The sequence below is a fragment of the Hymenobacter sp. YIM 151500-1 genome (genome assembly GCF_025979885.1).
Lineage (GTDB): Bacteria > Bacteroidota > Bacteroidia > Cytophagales > Hymenobacteraceae > Hymenobacter.
This window is the reverse complement of sequence record NZ_CP110139.1, coordinates 406,281-423,160: the sequence shown is the minus strand read 5'-3', so window position 1 is coordinate 423,160 and position 16,880 is coordinate 406,281. Positions and strand designations below refer to the sequence as shown.

Below are 16,880 nucleotides of genomic sequence, written 5' to 3'. Positions count from 1 at the left end.
GGCAGACGCGCCACCTGTGGTGGCTAAGTCTGCCGCCAGATATCTACCTCACAGCTTATGACTGACCATTTGAACGCCGCACTGCACCACCTTTCCCAAGCCGACCCTGTGTTGGCGGACATTATCCGGCACGGCCGTCCCATTCTGCCTTCTGCCCACGAAGATTTGTACCTGGCCTTGCTGCGGGCTATTGTCAGCCAGCAGATATCGACCAAGGCGGCGGCCGCTATCTGGCGCAAGGTGCAGGCCCTGTTTCCGCCCGACGGCTACCCCGAGCCGGCCGCCCTGCTCCAGTTCACCGACGAGGACCTGCGCGCGGCGGGCATCTCGCGCCAGAAAGCCGGCTACCTGCGCGCCATTGCCGAGTTTGCCCAGCGCGGCCAGCTCGACCACGCCCACCTCAGCCGGCTGCCGGAAGAGGATTTCACCCGCCACCTCACCCAAATTAAAGGCGTGGGGCGCTGGACGGCGCAGATGCTGCAAATGTTCAGCCTGGACCAGCCCGACGTGTTTCCGGAGGGCGACCTGGGTATTCAGAATGCCATGCGCCGCCACTATGGCCTGCCGGAAACCGGCCGCGCCCTGCTGCGCCGCATGACCGAGCTGGCTGAGCCCTGGCGGCCCTACCGCACGCTGGCCAGCAAGTACCTGTGGCAGTCTCTGGACAACACGCCCGCCGAGTAAAGTGGCTTATTTCTCCTCTTCTCTCTTGTCCGCTGCTGCTTCGCGCCGGGCATCGCGCATGGCAAGAGCTAGAGCTATAAAGGCGGAAAGCAGCGGCACGCAGAAGCCAAACACCAGCCACGGCCAAAACCGCCGCCCGTACATATGCGCTACGTACACGGTAATTATAGCCGACAGCGGACACACCAGAACCAGTAAAAACCAAATATCACTGTACATCAAGTTATTGCTACGTTAGAGGGCTTGCTTATTGATACGCAGGCGGTACCTGGGCTAACTGCCCGGCAAGGTCCCAATCGGCGGGCCGCTGGCGCGGGCAAAACCACGGCGCGCCCCGCCGCAACCACTCCACCCGAAACTGCCGGGCCGCGGCCGGCGTGTAGTCCTCATACCCGAACGAGACGCCGCAGCAGTCGCAGATAGTGTAGTCTGGAGTCCGCTCGTCGGGTCCCCAGGGTGAGGTGTCGTAGTCAAGGCCGCAGATCCGGCAGTACCAAGTGCTCATGTGCTACTAAACTGGTAGGCTACCGCACTTTGCCACGCTTCACCAGGTAGGCGTACAGCACCTTGTCGAAGGGCTCCCGGATGTCAACCGGCACGAAGTCAATCTTATACTGGCCGCAGCGCAGAGCCAATTCGTGCTCGTAGGTGCGCATGGCGGCGCGGTACTGCTCGCGCACCTGGGCGGGCTGGAGCTTTACGGTCTGGCCGGTTTCCAGGTCTTCAAACAGGTAGGGGCGGTCCTGGAAGGTGAAGTCGGATTCGGTGGCGCGGTCCATGACGTGGAACAGCAGCACCTCGTGGTGCTGGTGGCGCAGGTGCTGCAAGGCAGCCAGCGTGGAAGCCTGCTCCTCGGGGGCCCGGCCCAGCATGTCGGAAAACAGCACCACTAACGAGCGTTTCGGGATTTGCTGGGCAATGGTGTGAATGACGCCGGCCACGTCGGTGGTGGTGGCGCGGCGGGCCGGGGCCGGGCGCTCCAGCAGCTGCTGGAGCGTGAGCAGCAGGGTGTGGCGGTGGGTGCTGGTGGAGCGCACCGGCGTTTGCAGCTCCACCTGCTCGGCAAACGTGACCAGGCCCACGGCGTCGCGCTGCTTTTGCAGCAGCGTGGCCAGGGCCGCCGCGCACAGCACCGAGAAGCGCAGCTTGTCGTGCGTGGGGGCGGGGTAGTACATGCTGGGGCTTACGTCGAGCAGCAAGTGGCAGCGCAGGTTGGTTTCCTCCTCGTAGCGCTTCACAAACAGCTTGTCGGTGCGGGCCAGCACCTTCCAGTCGAGGTGGCGGGTGCTTTCGCCGGGGTTGTAGAGGCGGTGCTCCGAAAACTCTACCGAAAACCCGTGGTAGGGCGACTGGTGCAGGCCGGTGATAAAGCCTTCGACCAGCTGGCGGGCCAGAAACTCCAGGTTTTCGAAGGAGCGAATGGCGGCCAGATCAAGCAAACGAGACATAGAGAGGAGTGTAAAAAGCGTTTTCGAGCCGGCGCTCAGCCAGTAGATAGTCTGAACAGGGCCCGACGGGTGGAGCGTCGGGCCAGCAACACGGCCGCAGCCCCAAGCCGTTCCGGCGCCGGGCCGGCCCCGGCGGGCTCCGCCAGGCCAAGGTACAACAGCTGGCTTCAACCAGGAGCAGCGCGCACCTCTGGTGCGGGAGGCGCTACTGCCGTACTTGTGGCGGCGTTGGTGGCAGAAGCGGGGTTGGGACTACGTTACTATTTTCAAAGTTCTGTTATATATTCTGACATAAATTTGGTCCTGTATTTGCGGGTAGCGGTGCAGGCAAAGCTACGCGCTGTATTACAGGTAGAAGCTAAAAGCTTCCCTCCCAATTTTTCTATCTAGCGATAAGCACGTACTTTGCACTCAACTTAACCCATCTTGGAATAACAAAACTTTACAGAAGGCCCGTGGAAGACCGTCACGACCAAGAAGAAATCTACTCCCAACGTATTAAGGCTGGCAAGCGCACGTACTTCTTCGACGTGAAGGCCACCCGCGGTCAGGACTACTACCTGACCATCACGGAGAGCAAGCGCCGCATGCGCGACGACGATACGTTCTCGTACGAGAAGCACAAGATTTTCCTTTACAAAGAAGACTTCCTGAAGTTTGTGGACGCTCTGCAGGATGCCGTGGATTTTGTGCGGGAAGAGCTGCTGACTCCCGAAGAAGTAGCCGAGCTGGACCGCCCCCGCCCTGCCTACGACGAAGGCCGCGAAGGCGGCTACTCCCCCAGCCGCCCCGCCGACGACACCTATTAACCCCCTTCTGGCCTAGCGAAACAGTAGTACCTCATTTTTCAGTTTTTGCGCGCGGCGCGCCCGGCTTCGGCCGCGGCGCGCCGTTGTCATTCCGACGCAGGAGGAATCTGAGTCAGCCTTCGGTCAGGAACCCAGATTCCTTCTGCTTCGGAATGACAGCCCTCGTGCTTTCCCCGGAAAAGCCCCGTACCTTTGCGCCCGAATTGCGCGGCCTGGCCCCATTCACTCATTCATTCATTTACGCCTTCACTCTTATGGGTCTCCGCTGCGGTATCGTCGGCCTGCCAAACGTGGGTAAGTCCACGCTGTTCAATGCTCTTTCCAACGCCAAGGCCGAGTCGGCCAACTACCCGTTCTGCACCATCGAGCCCAACGTGGGCGTGATTACCGTGCCCGACCCGCGCCTGACCGTACTGGAGGAAATTGTGAAGCCGGAGCGCGTGGTGCCCACCATCATCGAGTTCGTGGACATTGCTGGGCTGGTGAAGGGCGCTTCCAAGGGTGAGGGCCTGGGCAACAAGTTCCTGGCCAACATCCGCGAGGTTGACGCCGTGATTCACGTGGTACGCTGTTTCGACGACCCCAACATCGTGCACGTGGCCGGCGGCGTGGACCCGGTGTTCGACAAGGACGTAATCGACACTGAGCTACAGCTCAAGGACCTGGAGAGCATCGACAAGAAGCTGGCCAAGTCGGAACGCTCGGCCAAGAGCGGCGACGCCCAGGCCAAAAAGGAAGTAGCCGCCCTGAGCCGCTTCAAGGCCCACCTCGAAGCCGGCCACAACGCCCGCTCCCTCGACGCTACCGACGAGGAGAAAGAGGCCGTAGCCGACTTGCAGCTGCTTACTATCAAACCCGTCATCTACGTGGCCAACGTGGACGAGGCCAGCATTCCGCAGGGCGGCAATGCCTACGTAGATGCCCTGCGGGAGCACGTGAAAAGCGAAAACGCGCAGATAGTGGTGGTATCGGCCGCTATTGAGTCGCAGATTGCCGAAATGGAAGACCCCGAAGAAAAAACCATGTTCCTGGCCGAGTACGGCCTGGAAGAGTCGGGGCTGAACAAGCTGATTCGGGCTTCTTACGAGCTGCTCAACTTGATTACCTACTTCACGGCCGGCCCCAAGGAAGTGCGCGCCTGGACCGTGCACCGCGGCGACAAAGCCCCGCAAGCCGCCGGCGTCATCCACTCCGACTTCGAGAAAGGCTTCATCCGGGCCGAGGTTATCAAGCTCGATGACTACGTGCAGTTCCGCTCGGAAGCTAAAATCAAGGAAGCCGGCAAAATGGCCGTCGAAGGCAAAGAATACGTGGTGCAGGACGGCGACATCATGCACTTCCGGTTTAACGTGTAGGTTCGGATTCTTTGTCGGCTCAGCAAGACTGCTATTCTATACCCAGCATTTCCGCAGAAACTCTGTAAAAAACCGCCCCGGCCGGATTTGGTCGGGGCGGTTTTATTAGCGAAACACGTCCTCAATCTTTATTTCTATGTTGCTGGCTGGGTCTGCTAGAGTGCCAGCGTTGACTAGAACAACGGGCTTCCCTGGTAAGTACAGATTAATGGTGCGAATGGCCGGCAACACCAGCCACGCTGATTTTACGCCGCTGGCAAAATATCCCTGGCGAATCTTGGTAATCAGACCATCGAGCGACTGAGTGGGAGAAAGTATTTCGACGGCTGTGATAGGCGGCTCAGGATACCGCACGATGTCGCTTTCCCAGTCGTAGCTCAGCCGCGGCAAAACTGCCACATCGGGCTTTAATCGGCCCGCACTCAACTCAAATTCCAGCTCAGGTAATATGTCGTATTGACCTTCGTAGGCCGCCGAAAGCAGCCAGGTAATCCGGCTGATGAGCCGGGAATGGTTTAACGACATAGCTTTTTCCAGCGGAACTTCGGTTTCGATAATCTCAACGGCTTGCGTTTCCATACAGCACGGGCTTTTTCCAAAGTTACCTTATTTACCCACCACCTTATACAGTTGCCCGGAAGCTAGTTTATCGGTGGTTTTCATGCCATTCAGGATGGCCAGCTCCTCGTGGCGCTTGGCGGGAATGCCGTTGGCAGCCAGGGCCTGGGCCAGGGTCTGGCCGGCTTTGGCGGTGCGGATGCGGACCTTCTCGGGCTGGCGGTTGAGCTTGCTGGCATCGGTGAGGCGCTGGAAGCCCTGGGCCACGCGCTGAAATGTTTCGCCGTAGGTGCTAAACGCCTGCGGCGCCGACAGCCCGATGAGGGCGTAAATGGTCTGGCCGTCCTGAATCAGGTACGATAGGGTGCTGGCCGTGACGCCCTGCTGCCCCGACTGGTCCTGGCCGATCTGGTTGCCTTGCACGACTACGGCCGGGAAGCCGTTGACCGTGGTGCGGCTGGCCTGGGCGTTCTGGAGCTTGAGCTGCTGGGCCAGGCTTTGGGCGGCTTGGTCAAGGGAAGAGCCCTGGGCGAGGGTGAGCACCAGCAGGGCCTTGCCGTTGGGTTCCTGCATCTGAAACTGCTGAGGCGAGTTCTGCGACTTCCAGCCCTGGGGCACGGGGAAGCGGAACTTCAGCTCGGGATGGTAGAACACGCCACCTTCCACGAAGCCCTGGCGCGGGTCGTCGCCGTAGGTGAGGCCCTCGAGCATGCGCAAATACTGGTCGCGGCCTACGGACAGCTGGCGGCCCCCGGCGTTCTGGCGGGCCTGGGCGGCCAGCTGCTTCACGGTCTGGTACCGGTCGGCGGAGTTGGGGTGCGACGACAGGAAGTCGGGCACGGCACCGGCGCCGCTGAGCTGCTGCTCCCGTTGCAGGGTCAGGAAGAAATCAGCCATCTGGGAGGCATCGTAGCCGATTTTGGTGGAGTACTCTACGCCCAGCTTATCGGACTCCCGCTCGTCGTCGCGGCCGTACTTCAAAAACACCAGCCCCACGCCCTGCGACAAGGGCTGGGCAATCTGCGCTACGCGCTTCGAAAGAATGGAGCCCAGAATGAGGGCGCCGGTGGCTACAGTGGAGCGAGTTTGCTGCTTCTGGCCGTGTTTGGCCGTGATGTGGCCAATTTCGTGGCCCAGCACGCCGGCAAACTGGGCCTCGTTGTTGAAGTGGGCCATAATGCCGCGCGTGAAGTACACGTTGCCATCGGGGGCGGCAAAAGCGTTGATAACGGGCGAGTCGAGGATGGTGAAGTTGTAGCCGTAGTCGGCACGGCTGGACACGGCGGCCATCTGCTGGCCCTTCTGGTCGATGAAGTTTTGCAGGGTGGGGTTTTCCAGCAGGCCGAACTGAGCCAGTATCTGCGGGTCAGGCTGCTTGGTTTGCTGGGGCGCCCGAAAGGCCGTGGAGCCGGCCAGCGGCAGCAGCAGCCCAAGGGCGCCCAGGCGCAGGCGGCGCTGCAATAGGGTGGAAAGTTTCATGAGCAAAGAAAAACGAGGTCTACACAGGCGTGCCTTGCAAGGGTCCTGCCAAACGGAAATATGCCTGCAACGTAGCTCCTCCGTGGAAAGGTTACGCCCGCGTGTGGCCCCGGCCAGGCAGCTTCGTCCCTGAGTGCCAAGCCGCCCTGCGCGGACTGGCTACCGTAGCTCAACCGACCCTAAGCGGGCACCAGTCAGCGGAATACGGTGCTCATGACAGAACCCCTCCAGCCAGGGCAGGCAATACGCCTCCTGCGCTTGTGCCCAGGCCTGCTGCACGGCTTCGTCCAGGTCTCACACGAGGCGGTCCAGCTGCTCGGGCCGCCAGTCTGCCAGTACCGCGTGCAGCCGCTCGGGCGGAACGGCTGCGGCCAGCTGCTGCCGCAGTGCCACGGGCTGCGCCACTACAAACTGCTCCCACAGGCGCCGCCGCTGCGGGGTGGGCAGCTTCGGAATTTGCACGACACCCGCCGGATCGGCCGCCTCCAGGCAAGTCAGGAGCCGGTCGGTCAGTTCATCCCAGCGGGCATCGGGTTCATCGACCAGCAATAAATGCCGCGGCGCCAGTAGGGCAAACACATTATCGGGCCGGAAGTAGTACAGGCAGTACCAATCCTCCGGAGCCAGTAGGTGGCCCCGCAGCAGCAGGGCGTGAGTTTGGGCCTGGGTGAGGACAGTCATGACAGAGGGTACACGCAGCGGCACGAACTGACTGGACGGCTTCCGCCCTAGAAGGCTTGGACCGGCGGCGCTGGCTTAGGGCCGGCGCTGGTTTACGTCGAGACGCTGGTAACCGATGAGCAGGTCGGCGCGGGAACCGGGCGGGCGGTAGTATACCAGCAGGTCATACTGGTTTTCGGTTTCCTGATAGCTGCCTTCCCACACCACGCTGTTGGGGCCCTGGGGCGTTTGGGTGGCGTAGTAGTAGTTGTAGTAGCCTTGCTTGAGCAGGGCCTGGCCGGTATACTCCTGCGTGGCCGCATCGTAGGTCAGCCGAAACTCATCCTTGAGCTGCCAGTCGCTCAGCGCGCCCAGCACGTACACGGGCCCCGGCGCCGCCTCGGAGGCCCGCAGATGGAAGGTCACGCTGAGGTAGTCGGCGGTGGTGTTGCCGTTGCCCACGAAGTCGCGGCTTTCAATCACGCGCTGGCCGTTAATGTCATCGTACTGGGTGTAGGCCTGACCTAGGCGGGTGGCTTCGGGCTGCAGCTCGGCCTGGCGGGGAGTGGCCTCGGGGTTGAGGCGGGCCACACCCACGCCCAGGCTCCGGAACGTGCGCAGGTCCACAAACCGAAACTCGCTCAGGGCCGGAAAGGCATTCTCGAAGTTGAAGTACTGGTAGTCGAGGCGGCGCTCAGCGTCGCGCACGAAGGTGGGGCGCAGGTTAACCTTGGCATTGTCCCAGCGGAAGTTCTGGCGCAGCACCACCTTCACCTCCTGGGCCGGGTTGACCAGTTGCATGCCCGCGTAGCGAATCCCGAAGTCGAGCTGCTGCAGGGTGTAGCGTTCCTGCCCGGCCACCGGAATGCCCTGCTTCAGAAACACCTCTACCCCACCCTGCTCATACACCAGTACCCGGCGGCTCAGCAAGGGCGTGCCGCCCGGCCCCTGCACCACCCACAGGTAGTTGCCCGACAGCTTCACCCGCGGCAGCCGCAGCCGGTAGTGAAAGTACGGCACCCGGGTGTTGACGGAGGCCCGGTAGTCGGTGATAAGCTGCTCGTTGATTTCGTCCAGAAATTGCAGGTCCGTCAGCACCGAGGGCTGCCAGTTCACGTCGCAGTGCACCAGCTTGGCCGTGAGGCGCCCGCCCTGCCCGCCCAGCACGTCGAACTCCAGCATGACGGGCGCTTCCTGGGTGATGGGTACCACCGGCGGGTTGAACACCTCGTTGGGCTGGCCCGTGGCCACGTAGCACTGCACCGTCCGCACATTGGGGTCGTAGGTGTAGTCCTGGTAGCGCAGGGTTTTGTCGGCGTAGTATTCGGTAGCGGCCTGCTGCCCCGGCGTGGCGGGCCGGCGGGCGGCGTTGGGGTCGGTGATGGGCGTACCCAGCGGCACGCAGGCCGTGGCGGCAAGGAGCAGAAGCGGAGGAAGTAAGGAAAGGCGCATAGGCACGAATGTAGCGCGAAGCTTTTATTTCATGCTTCAATAAACGCTTCAATAAACAAGGTAGTCGAGGCGGCACAATAGCTGGCAACGATGTGCTAAGCGCCAGACTAGCTGAACTCTTATACTTTTGCCTACCCAGCTGGCTTCTTTCGCTGGTCACTCACTTCGCTACATCCTTCTTGCCGGCTTTTATCTATGGCGCTACCTTTTTATTAATTGACATTACGGTGTGTAGTGAGCGGCAAGACGAACTGCGCTCAAATACTGCCTGTGGATGTTTCATATATGGGTAGTATTGACTATAGTTGTAGGCTATTGAAGCAGTTTCAAGAGGCCAGGTAGGCCACCATTACTCCAAGCTGAACTCCAGGCTCAGTTGCAGGTGCCCCCTGCTGAATGCTACACAAATATTAAATACGTGGTACCTAAATCCAATCAAAATGCAAAATTTAGCTTACACCGCTACCATTATCATCTTGGCTTGCCTTTGCTCCTGCACCAAGGATGAAAACAAAAAAATTAAATTTGGTTGGGCAAAGGCTGGCAATAGATTATATTATGATTATTATACGCCTACCGATACTATAAGGGATTCTCGTCGTATTATTATCCACGAAAGATTTCAGGAGGATATTTTAAATACCTCAACCTCTACTAATAATATATTATATTTTAGAATACTCGACCATGATATTGTTGTAAAGAAAGGAGGATTATATGGTCGGGCAGTCGAGAATTGCGGATGGGGTATAATTAATTCGTCAAAAACATTTGATTTTCTATATGCCCCTAATGCACCCCGCCTAAATCAGGAACTTGTAGAATATGGATGCGGCAGAAGCATCGTCACGAAGAATAATATCATCACTATTGATACAACCATAGTAGTGCCTAAAGGAACATTTAAAACCTATGTTATGCGACACGAAAATGGTGATAAATCGTACTGGAATGCTGATGAAGGATTAATTATGTATGATCGGTACCTATCTGGCAGATTTCAAGGTTCCTTGAAGCTAACCAGGATTCAAACCTACTGACCAGCTCGTAAAGTACCTTAGCTCATTAAGGTTCTCCGATTCTCCCGGCTATCTTATTGTAGCCAATCCCGAAACTATAATCCAATCAAAAAGCCCCGTCCGAAGCACGTAGCTTCGGGCGGGGCTTGCTGTTTTACTGAGCCTGCTGACTACATCTCCGCCAGCGTTTCCCAACGGCTATTCAGTTGAGCCAGCTCTTTTTTCACCTGCTCAAATTTCAAGGTGGCGTCTTTAAGTTGGGCGGCATTCTGATAAATCTGCGGGTCGGCCAGTTGCTTTTCGTAAAGAGCCAGCTCTTTTTCCCGCTCGTCGATTTTCTGTTCTACTTCTTCCAGCTCCCGCTTCTGCTTGGAGGTGCTGCCGTTGCTGCTGGGTTGCTTGGCGGGCTCCGGTTTAGCTGACCCTTGGTTGGATGCGGGCTTAGCCGTGGCTGGGGCGTTTAGCGCGGCTTTCTTGGCGGCTTTGTCCCGCTCGTCCATCCATTGCTCCCACTCGTGGTAGGTGCCGGGGTAGGTTTTCAGCTGGTAGTCCTCGATGTACCAGATTTTGTTAGCCACGTTTTCCACGAAGTACCGGTCGTGGCTGATGACGATGTAGGTGCCTTCGTACTGCTCCAGGGCCTGAATGAGGATGTTCACCGACTGCATGTCCAGGTGGTTGGTCGGTTCGTCCAGCAGCAGGAAGTTGGCTTCCGAAATCAGGGTTTTGGCCAGGGCCACGCGGCTTTTCTCACCCCCGCTTAGCACCTTGATTTTCTTGTACACCTCGTCGCCCGTGAACAGGAAGGAGCCCAGCACCGTGCGCAGCTCCATTTCGTTGCGCTTGGAGCCGGCCTCGTTCATTTCCTGCAGAATCTCGTTTTCCACGTTCAGGCTTTCCAGCTGGTGCTGGGCGTAGAAGGCCATAATCACGTTGTGGCCCAGCTGGTGGTTGCCGGTGGTGGGCGCCTCGGTACCGGCCACCAAGCGCATCAGCGTGGACTTGCCCTTGCCGTTGGCGCCGATGAGGGCGATTTTGTCGCCTCGCTCGATGTGCACGTGGGTGTCGCGGAAGATGAGCTTGTCGCCGTACTTCTTGCCCACGTGCTCCATGCGCAGGATGTGGCGGCCGGGCGTCACGGTGAAATTGAACTTGATGTTCACGCGGGCATCGTCCTGGGCCACGTCCTCGATGCGCTCCAGCTTGTCGAGCATCTTCACCCGGCTCTGGGCCTGCTTGGCTTTCGAGGCCTTGGCCTTGAACCGCTCAATAAACCGCTCAGCCTGCCGAATCTGGGCCTGCTGATTCTCGAAGGCGCCCTTCTGAATAGCGTTGCGCTCCTCTTTTTCTTCAAGGTAAAACGAGTAGTTGCCGGCGTAGGGCACCAGCTTGCCGCCCGTCACTTCCACGGTGGTGTTGGTGGTGCGGTCCAGAAACTCCCGGTCGTGCGAGACGATGACTACGGCGCCTTCGTAGCCGGCCAGGTAGTTTTCAATCCAGCGGATAGAGGGCAAGTCCAGGTGGTTGGTGGGCTCGTCCAGGAGCAGCAGCGAGGGTTGCTGCAACAGAATCTTGGCCAGCATGACGCGCATGCGCCAGCCCCCCGAAAACTGCTTCAATGGCTTCTGCAGCTCTTCGGTGGTGAAGCCCAGGCCTTCCAGGATTTCCTCGGCGCGGGCCTGCATGGTGTAGCCGCCCAGGGCCTCAAACCGCTCCTGCAAGTCGGCCAGCTTTTCCACCAGCTCGTCGGTGTAGTTCTGCTCAAACTCCAGCAGCACCGCGTCTATCTTCTTCTGAATGTCCAGGGCTTCGGCAAAGGCCTGCATGGCTACTACCAGGATAGGCTCGTGCGAGTCGTAGCTGAGCAGGTCCTGGTTCAGGAAGCCCAGGGTCACGTCCTTGCTCATGGAGATAGAGCCACCGTCGGGCTTGTACTCGCCCACCAGCAGGCGCAGCAGCGTCGATTTGCCCTTGCCGTTCAGCCCAATCAGCCCGATCTTGTCTTTGGGCTTGATGTGGAGGTTGGCCTTGTCGTAGAGGGTGCGGGAGCCGAAGTGAAAGTCGAGGTCAGTAATGGAAATCATCCTACTTTGCTATGAAGGTGCAAAGGTAGGGGTTTGAAAGCGAGGGCGCGGCCGATTTCGGATTAAAACAGGCGGGTGCTGTTGACGCTGAAACAGTTCATTGCAACTCAGCCTTAGCCAACCTACCTTCGCTGCAACGTACGGTGAACACCCCTCCAACACGGTTGCCTATGAACGGCGAAACCCCGGCTGTTGGCGCAGACCGGGGTTTCAAGAAGCGGGTGCTGGTACACCCTAACTTCTCACTGGAATGAAGAAGGTGTGCAAGTTAGCTCTGATTTACACCCCCTCAAACACCTCCACCCACTCTATCCGAAGCTCCGGCAGCGTGGCCACCGGAACGGGGCCGGGCTGGTAGAACTCCCCGCGCAGCTCGTAACGGCCGGCGTCGCCGAGTAGGTACACGATAACGTTCTTTTGCCCTGGGGCTACGACCCAATATTCCCGCACACCAGCTTCTTCGTAGAGGTCAAATTTTTCCTTAGTGTCGCGGGCGAAGTTGCCGGGGCTCAGGATTTCAATAATCCAGTCGGGGGCGCCCAGGCAGCCGCGGTCGTCCAGCTTCTGCGGGTCGCAGACAACACAGATATCGGGCTGCACTACGGTTTCGATGCTGGCGTCGCCGTTGGCAGTGCTGCGGGTTAAGCGCACGTCGAACGGGGCGTGATACATTCGGCAGCTTTTCCCGCGCAGGAATTGCATGATGGGTAATTCAATGTTGCGGGAAATGTCCTGATGCTGCCGGCGTGGCGCGGGGCTCATCAGGCGCACCCTGCCCCGAATAAGCTCTACCCAGTCTGTAAACTGCCAGGTCAGGTAGTCGGCGTAGGTGTAGCGGCGGGTGAGGTCGAGTTGGGATAGGTGTGTGACAGCGGCCATAAGGTTGCTGGTATACGTAGCTGAGGTACAATTAGCGGGCACAGCAACGCGCCCCTACCCCACAAACGGCCCGCGAAACTCCGGGGCCGCCCGCTTCTTGGCGGCTTGCTCGTAGGCGTAGGCCAGGGTCAGCAGGGGCCCTTCCTGGTAGGCGCCGCCCACAAACGACAAGCCCACCGGCAGGCCGTGGGCCTGGCCCATGGGCACGGTGATGTGCGGGTAGCCGGCCATGGCAGCCGGCGACGAAAAGCCCGGCCCTTTCCAGGAGTCGCCGTTGATGAGGTCGATGCCGGTGGCAGGGCCGCTGGTTACGGCCACGAGGCCATCGAGGCGGCCCGTGCGCAGCACCTTATCCAGGGCGGCGCGGGCTCCGTCGTGGGACTTGCGGCGGGCGGCCTGGTACTTGGGGCTGTCCAGGCCTTCCAGCTTCTGCGAGGCTTCCAGGATTTCCTGCTGGAAGAACGGCATGACCTTGGCCTTGTTCCGGGAGTTGAAGGCAATGACGTCGGCCAGGGTTTTCACCGGCGCGCCGGCCGTAGCCAGGTACTTGTTCACGCCGTCCTTGAACTCGTAGAGCAGCACGTCGTACTCGGCTTCGCCCAGCGGGTCGGTCAGCTTCTCTACTTCCACCTCTACCACCGTGGCGCCCTGGGCCCGCAGCAGCTCCACGGCCTGCCGGAGCAGCGGCACGGCATCGGAGGAGCCAGTGAGGTGGCCTTTTTCCACGCCGAGGCGCTTGCCGCGCAAGCCATTGGGGTCCAGAAATTTCGTGTAATCGGGTTGGGCTTTGCCCTGGCTTTCCTGGGTTACGGCGTCGGCGGTATCTACCCCAGCCAGAGCGCCCAGTAGCACGGCTGCGTCGCGGACGGTGCGGGCCATGGGGCCGGCCGTGTCCTGGGTGCTGGAAATGGGGATGATGCCCGCGCGGCTCAGCAGCCCCACGGTGGGCTTGATGCCCACAATGCCGTTGCAGGAAGCCGGCGACACCACCGAGCCGTCGGTTTCGGTGCCGATGGCCACGGCGCACAGGTTGGCGGCCACGGCCACGCCCGAGCCGGAGCTGGAGCCGCTGGGCGTGCGGTCCAGGATGTAGGGGTTTTTGGTTTGGCTGCCGCGGCTGCTCCAGCCGCTGGTGCTGCGCGTGGACCGGAAGTTGGCCCACTCGCTCAGGTTGGTTTTGCCCAGCACCACGGCCCCGGCTTCGCGTAGCTTTTTCACGATAAACGCATCCTGCCGGGCCCGGTGCCCGGCCAGGGCCAGGGAGCCGGCCGTGGTCTGCTGCTTGTCGGCCGTGTCGATATTGTCCTTCACCAGCACCGGAATACCGTGCAACGGCCCGCGCACCTTGCCAGCTTTGCGCTCCTGGTCCAGCTGGTCGGCCAGCGTGAGGGCGTCGGGGTTGACTTCGATGACTGAGTTGAGCTTGGGACCATTCCGGTCAACATCCTCAATGCGCTTGAGGTACAGCTCGGTGATGCGGCGAGCCGTGAGCTGGCCGCTGCTCATCTTCTCTTGTAGGCTGGCAATGGTGGCTTCGTGCAGCTCGAAGGGCGGGGCAGCCGCCTCGTCGGCAGTATGGGGCGGGGTGGCGGCGGTGTCGCGGGAGCAGGCACTGAGGCTGAGCGTAGACACGGCCAGGCCGGCCAGGGAGCCGGTACGCAGGAAAAGTCGGCGGTTCATAGAAGAAAGAAAGGAGCAGCGTGTCGGGTTGAGGGCTTTAAGATAAGCGCCTTTGCGGCCCCGTCCCACCAACGCCAGCCAGTATTTCCTCCGGCTGCTGCATCTTGCTTACGCGGTATCCTGCTTATAGGCAATGGTAACTTTCGGGCATTTTAAACTATTCCGAGTTGATTGTACTTACTACTCCTACTACGGCTACTATGCTCTCCGACTTTCTTTTCCGGTACGAAAACTACGTTCTGCCAACTCCAGGCCCGGAGATAGTGCAGGTGCAGCGGTCCGGGAAAGTGTGCACGTTGCAGTACTATTCCTGGCTGCACGGCGCCGTAGACTTAAGCCTGGAGTTGCCGCCCCGCGACACCGAAACCTTGTTTCGATTGGTCACGCAGGAAATCGACTTCTTTGCTCTGCCCGAAACCGTGGAGGGCAGCTACGTGCTGCTCGACGGCGACTGGCCGCGGTTTACCTTGCGCTACGCCGGGCAGGAGCACAGCAGCGGCGGCCCCTGTGCCGGCTACTGGAACACCACCATCGACCGGCTGCAGGAGGCCATGCATCAGCTCTTCACGCTCCACATTCTGCCTCTGCTGCCGGCATTCACGCCGCCCCCGATAGCCTAATGTTGGGCGCGCAACGTACATAGCACCTGCCGTCTACCTTGCTCATGGCGCTACCCGTTTCCTTGCCGATGCTAGCCATAACCTCCCTGCTCAACCCCCAGAATGCGGAACGAATCAACCGCATTATCAAAAGCCTGGAAGTAGAATTTGGCCTCGATGACGTGCAGGCCACTCCCGACCCGCACATCACCTACCAGCTGGCAGGGGTGCGCAAGCTGTCTTCCCTGAAAAAAGTGCTGCGTGAAGTGGCCCACACCACCAAGCCCTTCGTGGCGCATACCACCGGGCTGGGGCTGTTTCCGGGTCCTAATCCGGTTATTTACATTCCGGTGCTGCGCTCCGACGCTCTCAACCAGCTTCACTACCGCATTACGCAGGCCACCAAGCCCCTGTGCCTACGCACCGACAAGTTCAGCGGGCCCGACTGCTGGCTGCCCCATATTTCGCTGGCCCTGCACGACACCACGCCCGAGCTGCTGGGGCCCGTGCTGCAATACCTGAATACGCAGACGTTCAACCTCAAGCTCACCATCAACAACATCGCCATTCTGCGCCAGGAGGGCGAACTGTTTGTGCAAGAGAAGTGCTTTTTCTTCGAAGGCCACAAGCACGAGCCCGCCCCCACCCTGTTCGAGTCGTCGCAGTCCTAGCAGAGCCTCACTTTGTTCTGAGCGGGTAGGAAATTTGACGCGCTGACGTAGTGGTGCTATTGTCATGCTGAGCGGAGCCGGAGGCGAAGTCGAAGCATCTCTACCGCGGGCTAATCAACTAGAGCAGCAACGAAGCGGTAGAGATGCTTCAGCAAGCTCAGCATGACCGTCTATCAGCATGACGAGCTGGCAGCAGCGTGTTTTCTGCTTGCCCAATGACGTCCGTGCGTACCTTTACCGCGTTTCAACCACTCCCCCACTTTTTCACTTTATGTACCCAACCGTCCTGCTGCTGCACTCCTGGACCCGCTGGCTTGTTGTCGTCTTTGGCCTGATTGCCTTGTTCCGCGCCTTTGGTGGCTGGCAGGGCCGCCGCCCCTGGGCCGGCGCCGACAACGGCATGGGCGCCGCCTTCGTGGGGTCGATGCACTTGCAGCTGCTGCTGGGCTTGCTGCTGTATTTCGGCCTGAGCCCCTTGGGTCTGAAAGCTATGGAAAACGGTATGGGTGCCGCCATGAAAGACCCGCAGCTGCGCTTTTGGGGTGTTGAGCACATCATCACCATGGTGCTGGCTGTGGTGGCCGCCCAGGTGGGCCGCAGCCTTTCCAAGCGAGCCACCGACCCCGTGCTCAAGCACAAGAAGGCCTTCATCTGGTTCGCTATAGCCCTGGTACTGGTGCTCCTGATGATTCCGTGGGGCATCTGGAACCCGGCCCGCCCGCTGTTCCGGGTGTGAGCTAGTTCCGTAGTTCACCAGCCACCAGCAAAGCCCGTTTCTCCGTGGAGAAACGGGCTTTTTTACTGTCGTGCCTTGCAACCTATGCATCAACTGATGACTCTACCAAGTAAAGCAACTCCTACTTAACCTTGATTTATGAAAAATAAAATCACCCCGGCCCTGCTGGGCCTCCTGCTGGCAGGAGCCACCAGCTGCAAAGAAAGTTCGGACAACGAACCCAAGCCGTCATCGAATTACCGCGTTTTTCTGTCCGTTAAGTCGCCTGCACCCGGCACTACTTCTCCCCGGGAGCTACGTAGCACCGATTCAGAGGAGTATTCCTGCGCCAACTACGAGCTGCTGACTACGTTGCAGCGCCAAGGCAACACGCTGCGGCTAGACTACACGGGTGCTAAAGCGCCCGAAATCTGCCTTACCGCCCTGGGCCCGGCCTTCAGCCTTACGTCGCTGCAAGAGCTGCCCGCGCAACGCTACGACCTGCACATCACGGTGAAAGGGCGCCATACCACCGGCGTCCTCGACCTAACTACCTCGCCCATCCAGCTTTCCATAGCCGACACCACGGTGGCCGCCGTGCGCCCCTAACCGTTCCACCCGCGTGTGCCCGCTGCCCTGTTCAGAAAGGGCAGCGGGCACCTCGGTGACAAATCAATGCCGAAAGTCGCCCAGGCGAATCTTTTCCGGGCACAAGCTAAAGCGTGTGCTACAGGGAGTACGTGGCCGAACACGCTGGTGGTGCTTGTCGCCGATCAGCACAAGCTACA

At 59.9% G+C, this 16,880-nt stretch carries 18 protein-coding genes; 8 read left to right on the top strand and 10 right to left on the bottom strand.

The genetic code is table 11. The features are described 5' to 3' along the window. The first annotated feature begins 57 nt into the window (after positions 1-57). Positions 58-684, top strand: a complete 627-nt coding sequence (locus OIS53_RS01725; RefSeq protein ID WP_264680664.1) for a DNA-3-methyladenine glycosylase family protein — start codon at positions 58-60, stop codon at positions 682-684. A 6-nt stretch (positions 685-690) separates the two neighbouring features. Here the strand turns inward: OIS53_RS01725 and OIS53_RS01720 are convergent, their stop codons facing one another. The 3 genes from OIS53_RS01720 to OIS53_RS01710 are packed head-to-tail and all read right to left on the bottom strand — an operon-like array spanning position 691 to position 2,132. Beyond that, the gene (locus OIS53_RS01720) at positions 691-903 is read right to left on the bottom strand and encodes a hypothetical protein (RefSeq protein ID WP_264680663.1); all 213 of its coding nucleotides are present in this window, start codon (positions 901-903) and stop codon (positions 691-693) included. Between the two features lie 28 nt (positions 904-931). Beyond that, positions 932-1,189, bottom strand: a complete 258-nt coding sequence (locus OIS53_RS01715; protein WP_264680662.1) for a hypothetical protein — start codon at positions 1,187-1,189, stop codon at positions 932-934. A gap of 19 nt (positions 1,190-1,208) precedes the next feature. Continuing rightward, entirely contained in the window at positions 1,209-2,132 is a 924-nt protein-coding gene (locus tag OIS53_RS01710; RefSeq protein WP_264680661.1) for a DUF58 domain-containing protein, read from the bottom strand. Positions 2,133-2,587: 455 nt separating this feature from the next. Between OIS53_RS01710 and OIS53_RS01705 the strand changes: the two genes are divergently transcribed. After that, positions 2,588-2,941 (top strand): PUR family DNA/RNA-binding protein, encoded by a 354-nt coding sequence (locus OIS53_RS01705; protein WP_264680660.1) that lies wholly within the window; start codon positions 2,588-2,590, stop codon positions 2,939-2,941. 254 nt (positions 2,942-3,195) lie between these two features. Further along, entirely contained in the window at positions 3,196-4,296 is a 1,101-nt protein-coding gene (gene ychF / locus OIS53_RS01700) for a redox-regulated ATPase YchF (protein WP_264680659.1), read from the top strand. Positions 4,297-4,401: 105 nt separating this feature from the next. Here ychF and OIS53_RS01695 read toward each other — a convergent pair whose 3' ends face one another. The 4 genes from OIS53_RS01695 to OIS53_RS01680 all read right to left on the bottom strand — a co-directional run bounded on the left by OIS53_RS01695 (position 4,402) and on the right by OIS53_RS01680 (position 8,445). Next, positions 4,402-4,875, bottom strand: coding sequence for a Uma2 family endonuclease (locus tag OIS53_RS01695; protein ID WP_264680658.1), 474 nt, complete (start codon positions 4,873-4,875; stop codon positions 4,402-4,404). A gap of 27 nt (positions 4,876-4,902) precedes the next feature. After that, positions 4,903-6,333 carry a M48 family metalloprotease gene (locus OIS53_RS01690; protein ID WP_264680657.1) on the bottom strand — a complete coding sequence of 477 codons (1,431 nt, stop codon included), beginning with the start codon at positions 6,331-6,333 and terminating at the stop codon, positions 4,903-4,905. A gap of 294 nt (positions 6,334-6,627) precedes the next feature. After that, positions 6,628-7,014 carry a hypothetical protein gene (locus tag OIS53_RS01685; RefSeq protein ID WP_264680656.1) on the bottom strand — a complete coding sequence of 129 codons (387 nt, stop codon included), beginning with the start codon at positions 7,012-7,014 and terminating at the stop codon, positions 6,628-6,630. 75 nt (positions 7,015-7,089) lie between these two features. Continuing rightward, positions 7,090-8,445: a type IX secretion system plug protein gene (locus OIS53_RS01680; protein WP_264680655.1), complete on the bottom strand. Its 1,356-nt coding sequence runs from the start codon at positions 8,443-8,445 to the stop codon at positions 7,090-7,092. A 440-nt stretch (positions 8,446-8,885) separates the two neighbouring features. On the opposite strand from OIS53_RS01680, the gene OIS53_RS01675 reads away from it, so the two are divergent. Further along, complete coding sequence (locus OIS53_RS01675) at positions 8,886-9,485, top strand: hypothetical protein (RefSeq protein WP_264680654.1); 600 nt, start codon at positions 8,886-8,888, stop codon at positions 9,483-9,485. 149 nt (positions 9,486-9,634) lie between these two features. Here OIS53_RS01675 and OIS53_RS01670 read toward each other — a convergent pair whose 3' ends face one another. The 3 genes from OIS53_RS01670 to OIS53_RS01660 all read right to left on the bottom strand — a co-directional run bounded on the left by OIS53_RS01670 (position 9,635) and on the right by OIS53_RS01660 (position 14,107). After that, complete coding sequence (locus OIS53_RS01670; protein WP_264680653.1) at positions 9,635-11,548, bottom strand: ABC-F family ATP-binding cassette domain-containing protein; 1,914 nt, start codon at positions 11,546-11,548, stop codon at positions 9,635-9,637. 279 nt (positions 11,549-11,827) lie between these two features. Further along, entirely contained in the window at positions 11,828-12,427 is a 600-nt protein-coding gene (locus OIS53_RS01665) for a Uma2 family endonuclease (protein ID WP_264680652.1), read from the bottom strand. Positions 12,428-12,481: 54 nt separating this feature from the next. Next, the gene (locus OIS53_RS01660) at positions 12,482-14,107 is read right to left on the bottom strand and encodes an amidase (protein ID WP_264680651.1); all 1,626 of its coding nucleotides are present in this window, start codon (positions 14,105-14,107) and stop codon (positions 12,482-12,484) included. A gap of 200 nt (positions 14,108-14,307) precedes the next feature. On the opposite strand from OIS53_RS01660, the gene OIS53_RS01655 reads away from it, so the two are divergent. The 4 genes from OIS53_RS01655 (at position 14,308) to OIS53_RS01640 (ending at position 16,701) form a co-directional block, all read left to right on the top strand. Next, entirely contained in the window at positions 14,308-14,727 is a 420-nt protein-coding gene (locus OIS53_RS01655; RefSeq protein ID WP_264680650.1) for a hypothetical protein, read from the top strand. A 44-nt stretch (positions 14,728-14,771) separates the two neighbouring features. Then, positions 14,772-15,377: a 2'-5' RNA ligase family protein gene (locus OIS53_RS01650; RefSeq protein WP_264680649.1), complete on the top strand. Its 606-nt coding sequence runs from the start codon at positions 14,772-14,774 to the stop codon at positions 15,375-15,377. Positions 15,378-15,648: 271 nt separating this feature from the next. Beyond that, complete coding sequence (locus tag OIS53_RS01645) at positions 15,649-16,113, top strand: hypothetical protein (protein WP_264680648.1); 465 nt, start codon at positions 15,649-15,651, stop codon at positions 16,111-16,113. 138 nt (positions 16,114-16,251) lie between these two features. Next, entirely contained in the window at positions 16,252-16,701 is a 450-nt protein-coding gene (locus OIS53_RS01640) for a hypothetical protein (RefSeq protein WP_264680647.1), read from the top strand. Positions 16,702-16,880: the final 179 nt, after the last annotated feature.

Coding starts and splice junctions, on each gene's coding strand:
- OIS53_RS01725 (WP_264680664.1), top strand. CDS start 58: ATGACTGACCATTTGAACGCCGCACTGCACCACCTTTCCCAAGCCGAC.
- OIS53_RS01720 (WP_264680663.1), bottom strand. CDS start 903: ATGTACAGTGATATTTGGTTTTTACTGGTTCTGGTGTGTCCGCTGTCG.
- OIS53_RS01715 (WP_264680662.1), bottom strand. CDS start 1,189: ATGAGCACTTGGTACTGCCGGATCTGCGGCCTTGACTACGACACCTCA.
- OIS53_RS01710 (WP_264680661.1), bottom strand. CDS start 2,132: ATGTCTCGTTTGCTTGATCTGGCCGCCATTCGCTCCTTCGAAAACCTG.
- ychF (WP_264680659.1), top strand. CDS start 3,196: ATGGGTCTCCGCTGCGGTATCGTCGGCCTGCCAAACGTGGGTAAGTCC.
- OIS53_RS01695 (WP_264680658.1), bottom strand. CDS start 4,875: ATGGAAACGCAAGCCGTTGAGATTATCGAAACCGAAGTTCCGCTGGAA.
- OIS53_RS01690 (WP_264680657.1), bottom strand. CDS start 6,333: ATGAAACTTTCCACCCTATTGCAGCGCCGCCTGCGCCTGGGCGCCCTT.
- OIS53_RS01685 (WP_264680656.1), bottom strand. CDS start 7,014: ATGACTGTCCTCACCCAGGCCCAAACTCACGCCCTGCTGCTGCGGGGC.
- OIS53_RS01680 (WP_264680655.1), bottom strand. CDS start 8,445: ATGCGCCTTTCCTTACTTCCTCCGCTTCTGCTCCTTGCCGCCACGGCC.
- OIS53_RS01675 (WP_264680654.1), top strand. CDS start 8,886: ATGCAAAATTTAGCTTACACCGCTACCATTATCATCTTGGCTTGCCTT.
- OIS53_RS01670 (WP_264680653.1), bottom strand. CDS start 11,548: ATGATTTCCATTACTGACCTCGACTTTCACTTCGGCTCCCGCACCCTC.
- OIS53_RS01665 (WP_264680652.1), bottom strand. CDS start 12,427: ATGGCCGCTGTCACACACCTATCCCAACTCGACCTCACCCGCCGCTAC.
- OIS53_RS01660 (WP_264680651.1), bottom strand. CDS start 14,107: ATGAACCGCCGACTTTTCCTGCGTACCGGCTCCCTGGCCGGCCTGGCC.
- OIS53_RS01655 (WP_264680650.1), top strand. CDS start 14,308: ATGCTCTCCGACTTTCTTTTCCGGTACGAAAACTACGTTCTGCCAACT.
- OIS53_RS01650 (WP_264680649.1), top strand. CDS start 14,772: ATGGCGCTACCCGTTTCCTTGCCGATGCTAGCCATAACCTCCCTGCTC.
- OIS53_RS01645 (WP_264680648.1), top strand. CDS start 15,649: ATGTACCCAACCGTCCTGCTGCTGCACTCCTGGACCCGCTGGCTTGTT.
- OIS53_RS01640 (WP_264680647.1), top strand. CDS start 16,252: ATGAAAAATAAAATCACCCCGGCCCTGCTGGGCCTCCTGCTGGCAGGA.